Here is a 15,070-nt window from a genome sequence, read left to right as displayed (position 1 = left end):
CTTGGCGACACAAGAAACGCCCCGAAATGCGTCCGCACTACCCGACCGTCAACTTGTCAAGAACGGAAAACGCCCATGCGAAATTTCACCACTCGCCTACTCGCCCTTGCCCTCTCCGCGCTGACATTTCCGGCGCTGGCACAGAGCAGTTCGGAGGTGCATTTCGAGCCGGGCAATTACGGCACGATGGTCGACGGCATCGTCGATGGCAACGACTATTCCGACTTCACCCTGGGTGCCAGGGCCGGGCAGGAGATGTTCGTCGAACTGACCGTCACCGAGACCAATGGCGACGGCACGGTCTATTTCAACATCCTGCCGCCGGGCTCCTCGGGCGAGGCGATCTACAACAGTTCGATGGACGGCAACAGCACCACCGTCGATCTGCCGAAGGACGGGCAATACACCATCCGCGTCTACCAGATGGGCAATGACGCGGACACCGGCAAGATCGCGAGTTTCAATGTCGATCTGTCGATTCAGTGAAAATATGCTATGGCGAAAGTTCTCCGTCCAAAAGCAACGACAAAACATCTGACATAAGGAAAAGCGCAAATGGCTGATTGGGACTATACCGCATACCTGGTCTACGGAACCGACGGTACGATTGATGGCAGCAGCAATGTCATTTCGGGAACCCTGACCGACAGCGACGCTGGTAACGACTTGTTCGACACAACCGAGACAATTACGGGGGGCCAGGACGGCTTTGGGGCGACAGATGACGACGGCACATTTGTCGGCACGGTTGATGTGCTTGGCGTCACCTGGGTCGGGGTCGAGGCGAACAGTGGCAAGACAATCTTTTATGCGACAGTCAATCCAGGCACGACGTCAAGCGAGATTGCCGATGGCTTTCGCGCTTTTGCCGGAAACTCCAACAGCATCAACGATTTGCCCCTCTCGAACGCAACCGGTTTCACGACTTGTTTCGCCATCGGCACCCTGATCGCCACACCCAAGGGCGAACGTGCGGTCGAGGATCTGAAGATCGGCGACCTGATCCTGACTGCCGATGGCCACACAGTCCCGGTCAAGTGGATCGGGCGACAGACCCTGCACAAGATCTTCACCCCCGCCGAGCGGTTCACGCCGGTCCGGGTCGCCAGGGGCGCGCTCCGCGATGGCCTGCCCCACACCGATCTCGTGCTCACCGCCGAGCACGCGTTGATCCTCGACGGGTTGGCGATCAATGCAGGCGCGCTGGTCAATGGCACGACCATCACGTTCGACCCGCTCGACAGCCTGCCCGACCGGGTGACTTACTACCATATCGAGACCGAGGATCATTCCGTCATCCTCGCCAATGGTGCGGCGGCAGAGACCTATGTCGACTACATCGGGCGGCGCGTATTCGACAACCACGCGGAGTACCTAGACCTTTACGGCGAGGAACGCGCGATCACCGAAATGTCCCTGCCCCGCGTCTCTGCCGCAAGGCTGGTGCCCCCGGCGATCCGGGCGCGGCTTGATCGCCAAAACGCGGCATGATGAGGTGACGGCCCGCATTTGAGGTCCGCATCAAACGGGCGCGCCACCAGACTGCTGGCGCGACCGAAAATCCAAGATTGGAGAAGAAACCTGACCATGAAATTGCATCTTACGATCATCGCGGCCGCAACGCTTTCCCTGGGTCTCGCGACTGGTTCGGGCGCACTGGCAGCCGACGAAGCCGAAATGATGACCATGTGCAACAGCTATGCGGCGCATCATCTGCACCTATCGACCAGCGACATCGCGAGCCTGAGCTATGAGGGCCAGCGCACCGATGGCACGCATGCGGTGAACGGCGAAACCTCGTCCGGACAGCCCTTCCAGTGCTCGTTCAACGCGGCGGGCACCAGGGTGGTGAGCTGGTATCACCAGGCGCCGACCGGCTGTCCAGCCGATGTGTCGCAGGCCGACCGTTACAAGTATCCGGATTGTGACTGAGATATCCGGATCGCAACCGAGACTTCATGCCAAGAAGGAGAATATACATGGCATTTCCCAAACTGACCGTCGCAGGTCTCGTTACACTTACAGCACTCGCCGGATGCGTCGAGGACACGGGCACGGCAGGAATGCCGGCCGTGGGCAGTTCTTCGGATCTGAGTTCCTTTGAAGGGGCCAGGGCCGGGCAGGCCGAGATGGGCATCCAGGCACTCGGATATTCGGCGGTCAGAACGCAGGGATTGACCACCTGGTGGTTCAACGCCGACACCGATGCCTGTGCCCGCATCACGACCTCGGAAGGACGCTATTCCGACGTCACCATGCTGCCCGCCGGAGATTGTTGACAGCTATTCTTTCCCTCGGAGGGGGGGCCGGGCGTCGCATCGATGTTCGGCCCTCCCGACGTTTGAACGTTTTCGAGCCGGGAACACCAGCAAATGATATGCCGGTATTTCATCATCACCGCATGGACCCTGTCTTCGGTGCTTCCGGCTCTCGCGCAGAGCCCCGAATGGATGGCGGAAGATTGCGCCGTTGCCGCCCAGTCCTTTTTCCAGGAGTTCAAGGCGGAAGCCGACATGAAGTATGAAGGCCAGCGCACCGATGGCACGCATGCAATGAACGGCACGATCCATCTGGAAAACCGCGGTGACGACATCCAATGCTGCTACGATGCGGCCGGGACAACGATGGTGGATTTCTTTGCCGATGGAAAGCGATGGCCCGAATTCGCCAGGGGCGGCAACAGTCCCTACATGGATTGAAATGACGTGGTGGTCGTTGTGATTGACGTCAAAAATCAACCCATGAAGGCGGCTCTCCCGCCGTCCATTACCCTGCAAGTATCCGGATCGTAGCTGGGACATCCGGATCGCAACCAAGACATCTTGCCGAAAGGGAAAATATATATGGCATTTACCAAGATAACCGTCACAGGCCTCGTGGCGCTCACCGCACTTGCCGGATGTGTCGAAGACACTGGCAGCACGTCCGGGCGAATACCCACCCCGGAAGAGCAGGCCTGTCTGCGCGCGGTCGGAATTGAAACGGGCAATCCGGACTATGCGCTTCTGGGATCGTCCTTCTCCGAAGCGGGAACCGAAGTCATCGTCGGCGTCGGCGAGCAGCGCGCGCGCTGGCAATGCATCGCCTATAGCGATGGAACCACCTCGCGCCCGATGTCCCTGACCGACGAGGGCATCTAGGGCCGGCGGTATGGCGCGCCTGCTCCACATCGTCTTCTGGGGCCTGATCGGGCTCTACGTGATTGCTCTCTTTCTATGGGCCGTGGGCACCTTCGGCTGGTTCGGACAAGAGCGCGACCCCCTTTCGGCCGTGTTTCTTGTCACGCTGGGCCTGCCGTGGATCAGGTTCATCGACGCCGCTCCAGCGGCGGCCCTGCCTTGGCTGGCCGCGCTCTCGCCAGTGCTGAACATCGTGATCGTGGGCCGGCTCGCCCGGTATTTCTCACGATCCTGAAAAAAGGGAAAACTCATGGGTAAAATAGTTCTGGCACTCATCTGCCTTGTCGTCGGCCTTTTCATCGGAACCATGTTCGGCGGCGCGCTGATCGGCGGCAGCGCCGCCGGGATCGGCATTGCCACCGGCCTCGGAGCGGGCGTCTGCTCGACCGTCCAGGCCGCACAGGACGAGGGGATCATGACCCCGGAGCAGGTCGATCAGGTTCTGAACCGGGCAGCAGCCGATCTGGCCGCCATGTCCGGCACCGGGACCCCCGCAGCGATCGTCGGCAGCGCCGCGGAATGCAGCGAAGTCCTGGCCAGGTTGATGGCCGCCGCGACAGAGTAACGACGGCAAACCTGAAAGGTCTGATGTTCGAGGAGATGGACCTGGCTGGACTACAATCCGTTGCCGGCTGAACTCGAACGGAAACTGAACCAGAGCCTCCGCTGCGAAACGGCCCAGGGAGTCCGGGAAATTCCGACGACGGAAAAGCACCTGATGCCGGAGGCGGGGCAATTCGAGCATTCAAGGAGCTTCTAAAGGAGCTTCACGACATCTTCAGGTGATCGCGCCAGCGCCGTTTTCTGGCCGGATACGGATCGCCTGGGTGTCACCTGTCATCATGTCCCTGCCCGCTCCGGCTCCAAAAATCCTTTTGCTGCAATTACCTCTGCCAAAGTTTGAGAAAACCATGCCCACCACACGAACGATAATGTAAAAAACATTCACATGGACCCTTGCAAAGCGGCGCCGGACTTCCAATCTTGGTGATGTGAAAGACATTCACATCGCGCCTTGACCACCTTAACTGGAGAGAGATGACCATGACCATGATGACCGACCCCGTCCACGCCACGTCCCATCCGGGCTGGTTTTCCCGCAGCGAAGCCTGGCTTGACAGCAAGGGCAAAGGCGCCTGGATCGCCGCCATGGTCCTTGGCTTCGTCTTCTTCTGGCCCATCGGCCTCGCCCTTCTTGGATACATGATCTGGAGCAAACGCATGTTCAACACATCCTGCAGCCGCCGTTCTTCCTGGAAATCGCATCGCATGGCGATGTCGGCCTCGACCGGGAACAGCGCCTTCGACGCCTACAAGGCCGACACGTTGCGCCGTCTGGAAGAAGAACAGACCAACTTCGAAGCCTTTCTCGAACGTCTTCGCGACGCCAAGGACAAGGCCGAGTTCGACCAGTTCATGAACGAGCGCGCAAAAAAGGCGGAACGCGACGCCAGTGACGACAGCAACGCCGCCTGATACAAAGACATGGCCTCCGCCCAACGGCGGGGGCGCTTTCCGAGTCACCGCCAACGTCTGATCAGGACATCCCGCCATGTTTCATCTGCCTGACCCCGACCGCCAGCCTGAATTCTATGCCTCGGTCCCGATCAAGCGCCTGCTGGCCTGGATTGTCGACATGGTGGTCATTCTTCTGCTCAGCCTCCTGGCGGTCCTTCTGACCGCCTTCGTCGGCGCGTTCGTCTGGCCACTGCTGGTGCTCATCATCGGATTTGCCTACCGCGTGGTGACGATTTCGAACGGCTCCGCCACTTGGGGAATGCACTTTGCCGGCGTGGAACTGCGACAGGCCGACGGTTCGCGCCTGGATCTGCCGATGGCACTGGCCCACACGACGGGCTACACTATCAGCATCGCGCTACCGGTCTTGCAGGTAATTTCCATTGTCATGATGCTTACCGGAGCCCGCGGCCAGGGACTGACCGATGCATTTCTCGGTACGGTCGCCATCAATCGAAGGTCGGTATCCAACGCGTGAATCCGCACTTGGCGGATACCGCGCCGCTTGTTATCATTTTTTGACATCAATCGCGGACCGTCAATGCGCCATACCCTTCCCATCGCGCCACAGTTCTATGTGACCGCCCCCCAGCCATGCCCCTATCTTGATGGGCGCATGGAACGGAAACTGTTCACTTCCTTGCAGGGCGAGAACGCGGACCGCCTGAACAACAGCCTGAGTCAGCAGGGCTTCAGACGATCCCAGAATGTTCTGTATCGCCCGTCCTGTGCGGAGTGTTCGGCCTGTCTGTCCGCCCGGATCGACGTGTCGAAATTCCAACCCTCCAAGAGCCAGAAACGCACGGCCCGGCGAAACGCCGGACTTGGCAGGCGCGCCACCTCGCCCTGGGCGACCGACGATCAATACGACCTGTTCCGCCGGTATCTGGACAAACGCCACCGAGATGGCGGGATGGCGGATATGGATGTGTTTGAATTCGCCGCGATGATCGAGGAAACGCCGATCCGCAGCCGAGTCATCGAATATTCCGGCAAGTCCGACAAGGAACTTGTCGCGGTCAGCCTGACGGACGTGCTCGATGACGGGTTGAGCATGGTGTATTCTTTCTACATGCCGGATCGCCCGCAGCTGAGCCTCGGAACCTACATGATCCTGGATCACATCAAGATCGCCCGCAACGCCAACCTGCCCTATGTCTATCTCGGCTACTGGGTGCCGGGCAGCCAGAAGATGGGATACAAGGCCAAGTTTTCGGGCCTTGAAGTCTATATCGGCGGCGAATGGAAGCCCATGTCGAACCCGGAGTCCTTTGACGCCGATACGCATCCACTGTCCACCGACCCCATCGCCGAACAGGTTGCCAACATCAATCTGCCCGATCGCCGCCCGACACGGCTCTGATCGGCAACGAGTCGCCGCGGAAAGCCGCGGGATTGAGTGTTCTTTCGATACGCCACTGCCTGGCGAAATATAATGTCGAATTCAGCACCCACCGGGACACTTTTCTGACATATTGACGGTTGACGCCCCTGCGTCCCGCTCCTAATGTCCGCGCAGCAAAAAGGAGCCTTGGGTATGACAACCCTAGTCGTAATCGCAGGAACCATGCGCATGGGCCGGTAACGGTAGACCATAATTCGACCCATGCGCCCCCGCCAAGACCGGGGGCTTTTTTTTGCGCAGAATGCCGTCGCGGATGGAGCAAACCAGATGACACGTGAAATGACCGGAGCAAAGATGTTGGTGCAGGCCCTGAAGGATCAGGGAGTGGACACCGTGTTCGGATATCCCGGAGGCGCCGTGCTGCCAATCTATGACGAGGTGTTCCAGCAGAACGACATCCGGCACGTTCTTGTGCGGCACGAACAGGGCGCGGTCCATGCTGCCGAGGGATATGCCCGATCCACCGGAAAACCGGGTGTCGTTCTTGTGACATCAGGTCCGGGGGCGACGAACGCCGTGACCGGGCTCACGGATGCGCTGATGGACAGCATTCCGATCGTCGTCTTCACCGGGCAGGTTCCGACATTCATGATCGGTTCTGACGCGTTCCAGGAAGCGGACACGATCGGGATCACCCGCCCCTGCACCAAACACAACTGGCTGGTCAAGGACACCGACAGGCTGTCCGGCATCATCCACGAAGCCTTTCATGTCGCAACCTCCGGCCGCCCCGGTCCGGTGCTTGTCGACATTCCAAAGGACGTGCAGTTCGCCACCGGCACTTATACGAAACCGTCGCCGACCGCGTCGCGTTACCAGCCGCGGCTGAAAGGCGATCTGGAAGAGATCACCGAACTCGTGGCGGCGATGGAAAAGGCCAAGCGCCCGGTCTTCTATACCGGCGGCGGCGTCATCAATTCCGGCCCGGCGGCGAGCCAGTTGCTTCGGGAACTGGTGGAGGCCACCGGCTTCCCGATCACCTCGACCCTGATGGGTCTGGGCTGCTATCCGGCGTCCGGCAAGAACTGGCTCGGGATGCTGGGGATGCATGGACTCTACGAAGCCAACCTGGCGATGCATGACTGCGATCTTCTCATCAACATCGGGGCGCGGTTCGATGACCGCATCACCGGGCGCATAGATGCGTTCAGCCCGAAATCGATCAAGGCGCATATCGACATCGACCCCAGTTCCATCAATAAAGTGATCAAGACGGACATCCCGATCGTCGGCGATGTGGCGCATGTTCTCGAAGACCTGCTCAAGGTCTGGAAATCGCGCGGACGCAAGACCAACGCCGAGGCGGTCGCCAAGTGGCACATGAAGATCGACGAATGGCGCAAGGTCGACTGCCTGGCCTTCACCGCCAGCGACAAGACGATCAAGCCGCAGCAGGCGCTGGCCCGGCTCGAGGCCCTGACCAGGGACCGCGACCGCTACATCACAACCGAGGTCGGCCAGCACCAGATGTGGGCGGCGCAATACCTGACGTTCGAGGATCCGAACCGCTGGATGACATCGGGCGGCCTGGGCACCATGGGCTATGGATTCCCCGCCTCGATCGGCGTGCAGATGGCGCATCCCGAGAGCCTCGTGATCAACGTCGCCGGCGAGGCCAGCTGGCTGATGAACATGCAGGAGATGGGCACCGCCGTGCAGTACCGCCTGCCGGTCAAACAGTTCATCCTGAACAACGAACGCCTCGGCATGGTGCGCCAGTGGCAGGAACTGCTGCATGGCGAGCGCTATTCGCACAGCTGGTCCGAAGCCCTGCCCGATTTCGTCAAGCTGGCCGAAGCCTTCGGGGCCAAGGGCATCATCTGCAAGGATCCGGCCGATCTCGATGACGCGATCATGGAGATGGTCAATTACGACGGGCCGGTGATCTTCGATTGCCTGGTCGAGAAACACGAAAACTGTTTCCCGATGATCCCCTCGGGCAAGGCGCATAACGAGATGCTGCTGGGCGACGCGGAAACCCAGGGGGTCATCCAGGCCGGCGGCGCGGTCCTGGTGTAACAAAATTCTTGCAAGAATTTTGCCAAGAAAATTCCAATTTTCTTGGCGCGAGGAACAAAGGAAGGGACAACATGTCAGCCCTACATATCAAGAAAGGTGCTTCCAAGCACTCCGCCTACAACCTGCGCCCGACCTTCTCGGACCTGCAGGAACGTCACACCATCGCCGTGCTGGTCGAGAACGAGCCCGGCGTGCTGGCCCGCGTCATCGGCCTGTTCTCCGGGCGCGGCTACAACATCGAAAGCCTGACGGTGGCCGAGGTCGATCACACCGGTCACCTCAGCCGCATCACCATCGTCACCACCGGCACGCCGCAGGTGATCGAACAGATCAAGGCCCAACTTGGCAGGATCGTACCGGTTCACGAAGTGCATGACCTGACGGTCGAAGGCCCGTCGGTGGAACGCGAACTTGCAATGCTGAAAGTCGTGGGGGACGGCGACAAGCGGGTCGAAGCCCTGCGCCTTGCCGATATCTTCCGGGCCAATGTCGTCGACAGCACCCTGGGCAGTTTCGTCTTCGAGATCACCGGCGCGCCGGAGAAAATAGACGCTTTTGCCGATCTCATGCGACCGCTGGGGCTGGCGGAAATCGCCAGAACGGGTGTCGCGGCCCTGTTGCGGGGCGAATGACCGTCAGGCGCTGTTCTTGGCGGCCTGAAACGGCTGGGCCCCGCGCTTTGTCTGGCCCAGGGAAAAGGGGATGATCCGGGCCGTTTCCGGGCTTGGATTGTCGTGCACGGGGGATCGGATTTCGGTGGCCATCGATGTTTCCATGGCCTCGGTCAGATCCGGAAAGATGCACTCTTCCACGAGTTTCGGGTTGTGGGCGAAGCGCAGGTGCCGTTCCATCGTCAGATCGAACTCCACCCAGTCGCCCGCATCGAATGACACGAAACCGGATTGATCGGCCCTTCGGTAGAAGGCCAGATCTCCGTGATCCTCACACCAGATCACTGCCTTTTGGTCTTGCTGATCGCTCCAAAGAACTACGCCAAACATATTTTTTCCCGTATGTCCCAATGGCTTAAGATTGAGATAATTCTTTCCGATCAGACATGGTAAACTCAGCGTCGCAGACTTGCATTTTGTGTCCGATTCGATACCCTCATGCCTCACAAGAGCATCAACCGTGATGCTAAAAAGCGTCAAATCATGAAGTTCACAACGAAACCCGATATTCATGTGCGATATCGGCTTCGTCCCATCCTATGTGCAAGAGCGTAACATTACCGGAAGAACCATGTCCAGATCGGCTCGATCTCCGTCTGAATTGAGAAACATGTTCGGCGCCAATCTGCGAACATTGGCCAGGCAGTATCCCTCGGTCTCGGAACTGTCGCGGCAATTGTCGATCAACCGCACGCAGTTCAACCGATACCTGTCCGGAGAAAGTTTTCCACGGCCGGATGTCCTTGACCGCATTTGCGAGTTCTTCAACGTCGATGCCCGGATTCTCCTGGAACCGGTTGACAGTCTCGTGACATCCGGAACGATCTTGAACGGCCCGACCCTGTCGGAATTCTGCGGACCGGGCGTCAACGACATTCCGCAGGAAACATTTCCGGACGGGTTCTATCTTTTCTCGCGCCGCAGTTTCACCGATGCCGGCCGTTTCGTCGTCGGACTCGTCCGCGTCTTCCGTCGGGCCGGGCACACCTACGTGCGCGGGTTCGAAGCCAGGGAAGCGATGCGCGAACAAGGCCAGCCGACGGACCCGCGGTCGCGGGAATTCCGGGGCTATGTTTCACGGCAGGACGACGGAGTCTCGCTGGTGATTTCGCGGCGCAAGGCCATGTCCAGTTCTTTCAACTATCTCGCGCGGGTGGCATCCTTCGAGAACAATTTCTGGGTCGGCTACGTCGCCCGCACCGTGCGGGAAAACGCCAACTCCGCCCGCGCGACGCGGATGGTCTATGAACACCTGAAGTCCGATTGCAAGACGATCCTCGATGCGGCCAGGGGCACGGGGTTCAAGACGGCCGAGGATCTCACGCCCTTTCATCGCAGGTTGCTACAGATCGACGACCCTTTCCGCTGACGCCGCCGTCGCCGGGCCAAGCCGTGTCGCAGTGAGCCAAGTTTCGTCGCAGTCAGGATGGACCGGCAGGCTCTGGCCACTATTACGGCATGTCAGCGGAGGAGAGGCTCATGTCCAAGATCGTCTCAGAACTGTCCGCCGTGCGGCAGCCCATCGAATGCGCCCACGGCCTGCCCAACGCGCATTACACCGACGCGGCGGTCTTCGAGGAAGAGAAACAGGCGCTGCTCGCGCGCCAGTGGGCGGGACTCGCCGTCGCCTCCGATGTCCCGGAGCCGGGCGATGCGGTTCCGATATCGTTCCTCGGGATGCCGCTCCTGCTGATCCGCGACAAACAGGGGGTGGTCCGCGTGTTCCAGAACACCTGCCGCCACCGGGGGATGATCCTTGTCGAAGAACCACGAAAGATCGAAGGGGCGATCCGCTGCCCCTATCACAGCTGGTGCTATTCCACCGAGGGCCGGCTTGTCAGCACCCCTCATGTCGGTGGCCCCGGCCGGAACACCCATGTCGGAATCAACCGTGCGCTTCTCGGCCTGATCGAGGTCCGAAGCCACGTCTGGCGCGATATTGTCTGGATAAACCTGTCCGGAGATGCGCCATCTTTCAAAGATGCGATGTCGGGCCTGCTGGCCCGGTGGACCGAGTTCGAGAAACCGCTCTATCACGGCGGGCCGGAAAGCCGTTTCCAGCTGAAGGTGAATTGCAACTGGAAACTGGCCGTCGAAAACTATTGCGAAAGCTATCATCTGCCCTGGGTGCATCCGGGACTGAACAGCTATTCCCGCCTGGAAGATCATTACCATATCGAGAAGAAGGGGGAGTATTCCGGTCAGGGCACGCTGGTCTATCGCCAGATCACCAACGAGAACGGAGAGGTGTTTCCCGATTTTCCCGGCCTGGGCCGCAAGTGGAATACCGCCGCGGAATATGTCGCGGCCTATCCCAATGTGCTGCTCGGCGTGCACCGCGATCATGCCTTCGCCATCATTCTGCTGCCGGAGGGCACCGGGCGGACGACGGAAAACGTCCATCTCTATTATCCCGAACCGGCAACGGACGAAGGCCTGCGCGCCCGCAATGCCCAGCAATGGAAGACCGTGTTCGAAGAAGACATCTTTGTCGTCGAAGGCATGCAGCGCGGGCGTCTCGCGCCGGGGTTCGACGGCGGGCGGTTCTCGCCCGCCATGGACGGGCCGACGCATCTGTTTCACGATTGGGTCGCCGGCCGGATCGAACACCACAGGACCCGGGTCGAGGCCGCCGAATGATGACGCTCGACAATCGTCTGCTGGCCGCGCATGCCGCAAGCGATCATGCGGCGCTGGTCGCGCTCTATGCCGAAGCGGCGGAACACGCGCCATCCGAGAACGCGGCCGGATTCTACCTGACCCATGCCTACGTCTTTGCGCTGGAACAGGGCCATCCCGACGCCCCCATCCTGAAAACGCGGCTGGTTGCGGCGGGACGCGAACGCGACGACTAGGCTGCCTGTGTCACCTTGATCTGGTCATAGATGTGCCAGGTCGCATGCCCCAGCAGCGGAAGCACCGGCAGCAGGCCAAGGAACCACGGGACCATCGCGGCAAACGTCAGGATCGCGATGACGAAAGCCCAGGAAAGCATCTGCACCGGATAGGCCATCACGTATTTGAAACTCGTGATCATGGCGGTCACGAAATCGATCTCGCGGTCCAGAAGCAACGGCAGGGCGAGCACGGTTATCATGTAGAGCAACAGCGCGAACAGAGCCCCGACCAGCGTGCCCACGGCAAGCATGGTCAGCCCGTTGATCGTCAGGAAGACTTCGAAAGACGACGAGATATTGGTCATCGTCGACAAGCCCAGAAACAGGGCAAAGATCATGTGACCGATAAAGAACCACCACAGGAACACCACGATGATGATCGCGCACATCGACGGCAACTGCCGCCGTCCCTGGTGCAGCACGACGCCGAAAACCGCCTCCCGGTCAAGAGGTTCGCCGTTTTCGAGACGCCGAGACACTTCATAGAGACCGACGGCGGCAAACGGCCCGATCAGTGGAAACCCGATCGCAGCCAGCACCAGCCAGAACGTCGTCTGCGTCTGTGCCGTGACATAGGCCATCAGCCAGCCGCCAAGGACGTAGAACCCGGCGAAGATCAGGCCAAAGCCGGGTGCCCGGCGAAAATCCTGCCAGCCGCGCGACAGCGCGGTGCGCAAAATATCCGGAGTGACCGGACCCAGTTCCGGCACACCATGCTCAAGTTCCCTGCCCATCCGTCGCTCCCCCCTGACGCCGGTTCAGCCCGCCGGCCTTTTCTGCGGCCATTCGGTTGCGGCGTGATAGGCCGCGCCCAACGCCAGCAGTTTCGCATCACTGCCACGCGGCCCGAACATCTGAACCCCCGTCGGCAAACCCTGCGCCCCGAACCCGGCCGGAACAGCCAGGGCCGGCAATCCGATCAGGCTGACGGGAACGACCACTTCCATCCAGCGGTGATAGGTGTCCATCGAACGACCCGCGATGTCGGTCGGATACGGCAGGTCCACCTCAAACGGCCAGATCTGCGCCGACGGCAACACCAGCGCATCGTAGGTTTCAAACAGCCGGACCGCGGCCCTGAACCAGTCCGACCGGATCACGCTGGCGGCGTGGACATCCATCGCCGACAGGGCCAGACCACGTTCGGTTTCCCAGACCGCGCTGTCCTTCAACGGGTCGCCCGCGGCCAGCATCGGCGCTAGGCCGCCCGCCACCTGCCAGGAACGCAGGTCGATCCAGCTTTGCCAGATCGCAGCGGCGGAAAATGGCGGCGCGACGGGTTCGACGATGCAGCCCAGGGAGTCCAGGACTTTCAGCGCGGCCTCTGAAATGTCGATGATGCCGTCCTCCATCGGGAAGGCTCCGCCCCAATCGCCCAGCCAGCCGATCCGGAGTCCTTTCGGATCACAGGCTGTCAGCGGCGCCACCTGATCGACGGCCATGCCATGCGGTTGGCGCGGGTCCGGACCAGAGATCGCATCCAGCAGAAGCGCGATGTCCTGCGGGCTTCTGGCCATCGGCCCCAGCGTCGCCAACTGATGCAGGAAGGTATCGCCCTGCGGTTCCGACGGAACCCGCCCCCAACTCGGCCGGAAGCCATAGACGTTGTTCCAGGCCGCCGGATTGCGAAGGCTGCCCATCATGTCCGATCCGTCCGCCAGAGCGGTCATTCCCGTCGCGAGCACGACTGCGGCGCCGCCGGAGGAACCACCCGCGGTGCGTCCGTTGTCATACGGGTTTCGCGTCGCGCCATAGACCGGGTTGAACGTGTGGCTGCCCAAACCGAATTCGGGAACATTGGTCTTGCCGATCAGGATCGCCCCCGCGGCCCGCATCCGCGCGGCTATCAGGTCGTCCTTTTCCGGAACGTTGCCCGCCAGGGCGGGGGAACCATGCGCCGAAACCACGCCCGCGACGTTGACCAGATCCTTGACCGCGATCGGCAGCCCATGCAGCGGTCCTCGCCTGGGGCCGCTGTCGCAGGCACGCGCCTCGGCCAGCAGCGCGTCCCGGTTCCGAAGCGCCACGATCGCGTTGACGTGCGGATTGACCGCATCGATGCGATCCAGCGTCGCCTGCATCAGTTCGGCCGCGCCAAGGGCGCCGCTGTTCAGGTCGCGCAGAAGGTCGGTTGCGGAGCGTCGGGTCAATGTCATGGGCGGTCAGATCCTCGGGCTGTGTCAGGTCAGCCTAACCCCTGCCCGTTTCCATGCAAGCCCTTGAATGTTCCCGACGCCCGGCCTCAGGCGAAATCGAAATCCGCCGTCGTCAGAACCGTCCCGGCAAGACCGTCCAGCAGGATCACGCCGTTGTCATGAGTGATCTTCAGATCGCCGTTCTGATTGGCAAAGGTCAGGTCGGCAAAGCCGCCCGTGTGCCCGACCAGCCGCAGCGTATCCGTGCCATCCTGAAAATCCATAACCGTGTCGGTGCCGCTCTGCTTGCCGAAGACAAAGACATCCGCGCCCTGATTGCCTCGCATGTCGTCCTTGCCCTTGCCGCCGTTCAGCACATCCGCGCCCTTGCCGCCAATCAGAGTGTCGGCGCCGTTCTGACCATAGAGGAAATCGTTGCCACCATCCCCGCGCAGCGTGTCGCTCCGGTCGCCGCCCCAGATCCTGTCGGCGCCGCCCTTGCCGGTCAGCACGTTCACACCCGTATCGCCGGTCAGCTTGTCAGCCTTGGCGGATCCAACCAGATTCTCGATCCCGAACTCGCTGAAATACCCGGAATCCTTCGCTGCCTCCTGTAAGGTCCCTGTACCTTCAAGAGAAAACGTGACGCCTTTGGAGAAGGCCGCGAAGCTCAGCTGGTCGGTACCGACACCGCCGCGTACGACGACGGCTTGCTCTTCGGAATTGTAAAACAGATCCCTGACCTGGATCACATCGTTCCCGCGGCTGGCATGAACGGCCCCTGCCCCGCCCGAACCCAGGATGATTGTGTCGTTGCCCCCCGCGGTGCTGACCAAATCGACATATCCGGTCTGGCCATTTCCGGTCGTGATCTTGTCATTCCCGTTGCCGGTGCGAACAGCGCCCGCGAAATAGGCCAACTTGATCGTAGCCGACTGATCGTCATTGGCGTTGCCGCCGCTGTCCGTGGTATCGATAGATCCGATGTAACCGTCTGCCGACCCGGTAATCTTGTGGGTTTGCGCCGTTTCCGAAGTCAACCTGATACTAAAGCATTTCGGGATTAACCTGGCGCATATCCTGCAGCGCGAAAGTAGTTCATGCATTCGTCGGGAGTGAACAGGTCGCATATCCTTCCGAGCGCGCTGAACAACTCCGTAAACGTCCGTGCGCCGGCCTTGCGAAGATGCGCCTTGAGCTTGGAGAAGGCCTGTTCGATGGGGGTCAGATCGGGAGAATATGGCGG

The 15,070-nt window shown here is 60.7% G+C and carries 21 protein-coding genes and 1 pseudogene; 16 read left to right on the top strand and 6 right to left on the bottom strand.

Translation table 11 applies throughout. The annotated features are described in order from the left end of the window. Positions 1–75 precede the first annotated feature (75 nt). From QO034_RS14385 to QO034_RS14350, 8 genes are all read left to right on the top strand, one after another. A complete protein-coding gene (locus QO034_RS14385; protein WP_284486234.1) occupies positions 76–486 on the top strand; it encodes a hypothetical protein in 411 nt (136 codons plus the stop codon). Positions 487–555: 69 nt separating this feature from the next. Further along, positions 556–1,491: a Hint domain-containing protein gene (locus QO034_RS14380; protein ID WP_284486233.1), complete on the top strand. Its 936-nt coding sequence runs from the start codon at positions 556–558 to the stop codon at positions 1,489–1,491. Between the two features lie 96 nt (positions 1,492–1,587). Next, on the top strand, positions 1,588–1,932 hold the full coding sequence (locus tag QO034_RS14375) for a hypothetical protein (RefSeq protein WP_284486232.1): 345 nt from the start codon (positions 1,588–1,590) through the stop codon (positions 1,930–1,932). Positions 1,933–1,979: 47 nt separating this feature from the next. After that, positions 1,980–2,279: a hypothetical protein gene (locus QO034_RS14370; protein ID WP_284486231.1), complete on the top strand. Its 300-nt coding sequence runs from the start codon at positions 1,980–1,982 to the stop codon at positions 2,277–2,279. 93 nt (positions 2,280–2,372) lie between these two features. Next, a complete protein-coding gene (locus QO034_RS14365) occupies positions 2,373–2,699 on the top strand; it encodes a hypothetical protein (protein ID WP_284486230.1) in 327 nt (108 codons plus the stop codon). A gap of 144 nt (positions 2,700–2,843) precedes the next feature. After that, positions 2,844–3,140, top strand: coding sequence for a hypothetical protein (locus QO034_RS14360; protein WP_284486229.1), 297 nt, complete (start codon positions 2,844–2,846; stop codon positions 3,138–3,140). 10 nt (positions 3,141–3,150) lie between these two features. Continuing rightward, positions 3,151–3,414 carry a hypothetical protein gene (locus QO034_RS14355; protein WP_284486228.1) on the top strand — a complete coding sequence of 88 codons (264 nt, stop codon included), beginning with the start codon at positions 3,151–3,153 and terminating at the stop codon, positions 3,412–3,414. A gap of 15 nt (positions 3,415–3,429) precedes the next feature. Beyond that, positions 3,430–3,744, top strand: a complete 315-nt coding sequence (locus QO034_RS14350) for a hypothetical protein (RefSeq protein WP_284486227.1) — start codon at positions 3,430–3,432, stop codon at positions 3,742–3,744. A 213-nt stretch (positions 3,745–3,957) separates the two neighbouring features. Here QO034_RS14350 and QO034_RS14345 read toward each other — a convergent pair whose 3' ends face one another. After that, positions 3,958–4,182, bottom strand: coding sequence for a hypothetical protein (locus tag QO034_RS14345; protein WP_284486226.1), 225 nt, complete (start codon positions 4,180–4,182; stop codon positions 3,958–3,960). A 41-nt stretch (positions 4,183–4,223) separates the two neighbouring features. Between QO034_RS14345 and QO034_RS14340 the strand changes: the two genes are divergently transcribed. The 5 genes from QO034_RS14340 to ilvN all read left to right on the top strand — a co-directional run bounded on the left by QO034_RS14340 (position 4,224) and on the right by ilvN (position 8,753). Next, positions 4,224–4,655, top strand: a complete 432-nt coding sequence (locus QO034_RS14340; RefSeq protein WP_284486225.1) for a DUF2852 domain-containing protein — start codon at positions 4,224–4,226, stop codon at positions 4,653–4,655. A 76-nt stretch (positions 4,656–4,731) separates the two neighbouring features. Continuing rightward, a complete protein-coding gene (locus tag QO034_RS14335) occupies positions 4,732–5,175 on the top strand; it encodes an RDD family protein (protein WP_284486224.1) in 444 nt (147 codons plus the stop codon). Positions 5,176–5,238: 63 nt separating this feature from the next. Beyond that, a complete protein-coding gene (locus QO034_RS14330) occupies positions 5,239–6,060 on the top strand; it encodes an arginyltransferase (protein ID WP_284486223.1) in 822 nt (273 codons plus the stop codon). A 309-nt stretch (positions 6,061–6,369) separates the two neighbouring features. Further along, a complete protein-coding gene (locus QO034_RS14325; protein WP_284486222.1) occupies positions 6,370–8,121 on the top strand; it encodes an acetolactate synthase 3 large subunit in 1,752 nt (583 codons plus the stop codon). Positions 8,122–8,192: 71 nt separating this feature from the next. After that, complete coding sequence (gene ilvN, locus QO034_RS14320) at positions 8,193–8,753, top strand: acetolactate synthase small subunit (RefSeq protein ID WP_284486221.1); 561 nt, start codon at positions 8,193–8,195, stop codon at positions 8,751–8,753. A gap of 3 nt (positions 8,754–8,756) precedes the next feature. On the opposite strand, the gene QO034_RS14315 is transcribed toward ilvN, so the two are convergent. Beyond that, a complete protein-coding gene (locus tag QO034_RS14315; RefSeq protein ID WP_284486220.1) occupies positions 8,757–9,305 on the bottom strand; it encodes a hypothetical protein in 549 nt (182 codons plus the stop codon). Between the two features lie 97 nt (positions 9,306–9,402). Between QO034_RS14315 and QO034_RS14310 the strand changes: the two genes are divergently transcribed. The 3 genes from QO034_RS14310 (at position 9,403) to QO034_RS14300 (ending at position 11,647) form a co-directional block, all read left to right on the top strand. Then, positions 9,403–10,161 (top strand): helix-turn-helix domain-containing protein, encoded by a 759-nt coding sequence (locus QO034_RS14310; protein ID WP_284486219.1) that lies wholly within the window; start codon positions 9,403–9,405, stop codon positions 10,159–10,161. Positions 10,162–10,271: 110 nt separating this feature from the next. Continuing rightward, positions 10,272–11,432 (top strand): aromatic ring-hydroxylating oxygenase subunit alpha, encoded by a 1,161-nt coding sequence (locus QO034_RS14305; protein WP_284486218.1) that lies wholly within the window; start codon positions 10,272–10,274, stop codon positions 11,430–11,432. Beyond that, positions 11,429–11,647, top strand: a complete 219-nt coding sequence (locus QO034_RS14300) for a hypothetical protein (protein WP_284486217.1) — start codon at positions 11,429–11,431, stop codon at positions 11,645–11,647. The genes QO034_RS14305 and QO034_RS14300 overlap by 4 nt, the downstream gene beginning before the upstream one ends. On the opposite strand, the gene QO034_RS14295 is transcribed toward QO034_RS14300, so the two are convergent. The 4 genes and pseudogenes from QO034_RS14295 to QO034_RS14280 all read right to left on the bottom strand — a co-directional run. Then, positions 11,644–12,423 (bottom strand): DUF2189 domain-containing protein, encoded by a 780-nt coding sequence (locus QO034_RS14295; protein ID WP_284486216.1) that lies wholly within the window; start codon positions 12,421–12,423, stop codon positions 11,644–11,646. The two genes, QO034_RS14300 and QO034_RS14295, sit on opposite strands and share 4 nt — an antisense overlap. A 24-nt stretch (positions 12,424–12,447) precedes the next feature. Next, positions 12,448–13,845: an amidase gene (locus QO034_RS14290; RefSeq protein WP_284486215.1), complete on the bottom strand. Its 1,398-nt coding sequence runs from the start codon at positions 13,843–13,845 to the stop codon at positions 12,448–12,450. 86 nt (positions 13,846–13,931) lie between these two features. Beyond that, positions 13,932–14,930, bottom strand: a complete 999-nt coding sequence (locus QO034_RS14285; RefSeq protein ID WP_284486214.1) for a calcium-binding protein — start codon at positions 14,928–14,930, stop codon at positions 13,932–13,934. Next, positions 14,888–15,070, bottom strand: a pseudogene (locus QO034_RS14280) (IS630 family transposase); the annotation flags it as partial. The pseudogene QO034_RS14280 and the gene QO034_RS14285, both read right to left, overlap by 43 nt.

This window comes from Sedimentitalea xiamensis (assembly GCF_030164465.1).
Taxonomy (GTDB): Bacteria; Pseudomonadota; Alphaproteobacteria; order Rhodobacterales; family Rhodobacteraceae; genus Sedimentitalea; species Sedimentitalea xiamensis.
This window is presented reverse-complemented; position numbering and strand designations above follow the sequence as displayed.

Bases quoted from the DNA above. Each gene is read 5' to 3' on its own strand.
- QO034_RS14385 (WP_284486234.1), top strand. From the start codon at position 76: ATGCGAAATTTCACCACTCGCCTACTCGCCCTTGCCCTCTCCGCGCTG.
- QO034_RS14380 (WP_284486233.1), top strand. From the start codon at position 556: ATGGCTGATTGGGACTATACCGCATACCTGGTCTACGGAACCGACGGT.
- QO034_RS14375 (WP_284486232.1), top strand. From the start codon at position 1,588: ATGAAATTGCATCTTACGATCATCGCGGCCGCAACGCTTTCCCTGGGT.
- QO034_RS14370 (WP_284486231.1), top strand. From the start codon at position 1,980: ATGGCATTTCCCAAACTGACCGTCGCAGGTCTCGTTACACTTACAGCA.
- QO034_RS14365 (WP_284486230.1), top strand. From the start codon at position 2,373: ATGATATGCCGGTATTTCATCATCACCGCATGGACCCTGTCTTCGGTG.
- QO034_RS14360 (WP_284486229.1), top strand. From the start codon at position 2,844: ATGGCATTTACCAAGATAACCGTCACAGGCCTCGTGGCGCTCACCGCA.
- QO034_RS14355 (WP_284486228.1), top strand. From the start codon at position 3,151: ATGGCGCGCCTGCTCCACATCGTCTTCTGGGGCCTGATCGGGCTCTAC.
- QO034_RS14350 (WP_284486227.1), top strand. From the start codon at position 3,430: ATGGGTAAAATAGTTCTGGCACTCATCTGCCTTGTCGTCGGCCTTTTC.
- QO034_RS14345 (WP_284486226.1), bottom strand. From the start codon at position 4,182: ATGTCTTTCACATCACCAAGATTGGAAGTCCGGCGCCGCTTTGCAAGG.
- QO034_RS14340 (WP_284486225.1), top strand. From the start codon at position 4,224: ATGACCATGATGACCGACCCCGTCCACGCCACGTCCCATCCGGGCTGG.
- QO034_RS14335 (WP_284486224.1), top strand. From the start codon at position 4,732: ATGTTTCATCTGCCTGACCCCGACCGCCAGCCTGAATTCTATGCCTCG.
- QO034_RS14330 (WP_284486223.1), top strand. From the start codon at position 5,239: ATGCGCCATACCCTTCCCATCGCGCCACAGTTCTATGTGACCGCCCCC.
- QO034_RS14325 (WP_284486222.1), top strand. From the start codon at position 6,370: ATGACACGTGAAATGACCGGAGCAAAGATGTTGGTGCAGGCCCTGAAG.
- ilvN (WP_284486221.1), top strand. From the start codon at position 8,193: ATGTCAGCCCTACATATCAAGAAAGGTGCTTCCAAGCACTCCGCCTAC.
- QO034_RS14315 (WP_284486220.1), bottom strand. From the start codon at position 9,305: ATGAATATCGGGTTTCGTTGTGAACTTCATGATTTGACGCTTTTTAGC.
- QO034_RS14310 (WP_284486219.1), top strand. From the start codon at position 9,403: ATGTTCGGCGCCAATCTGCGAACATTGGCCAGGCAGTATCCCTCGGTC.
- QO034_RS14305 (WP_284486218.1), top strand. From the start codon at position 10,272: ATGTCCAAGATCGTCTCAGAACTGTCCGCCGTGCGGCAGCCCATCGAA.
- QO034_RS14300 (WP_284486217.1), top strand. From the start codon at position 11,429: ATGATGACGCTCGACAATCGTCTGCTGGCCGCGCATGCCGCAAGCGAT.
- QO034_RS14295 (WP_284486216.1), bottom strand. From the start codon at position 12,423: ATGGGCAGGGAACTTGAGCATGGTGTGCCGGAACTGGGTCCGGTCACT.
- QO034_RS14290 (WP_284486215.1), bottom strand. From the start codon at position 13,845: ATGACATTGACCCGACGCTCCGCAACCGACCTTCTGCGCGACCTGAAC.
- QO034_RS14285 (WP_284486214.1), bottom strand. From the start codon at position 14,930: ATGCATGAACTACTTTCGCGCTGCAGGATATGCGCCAGGTTAATCCCG.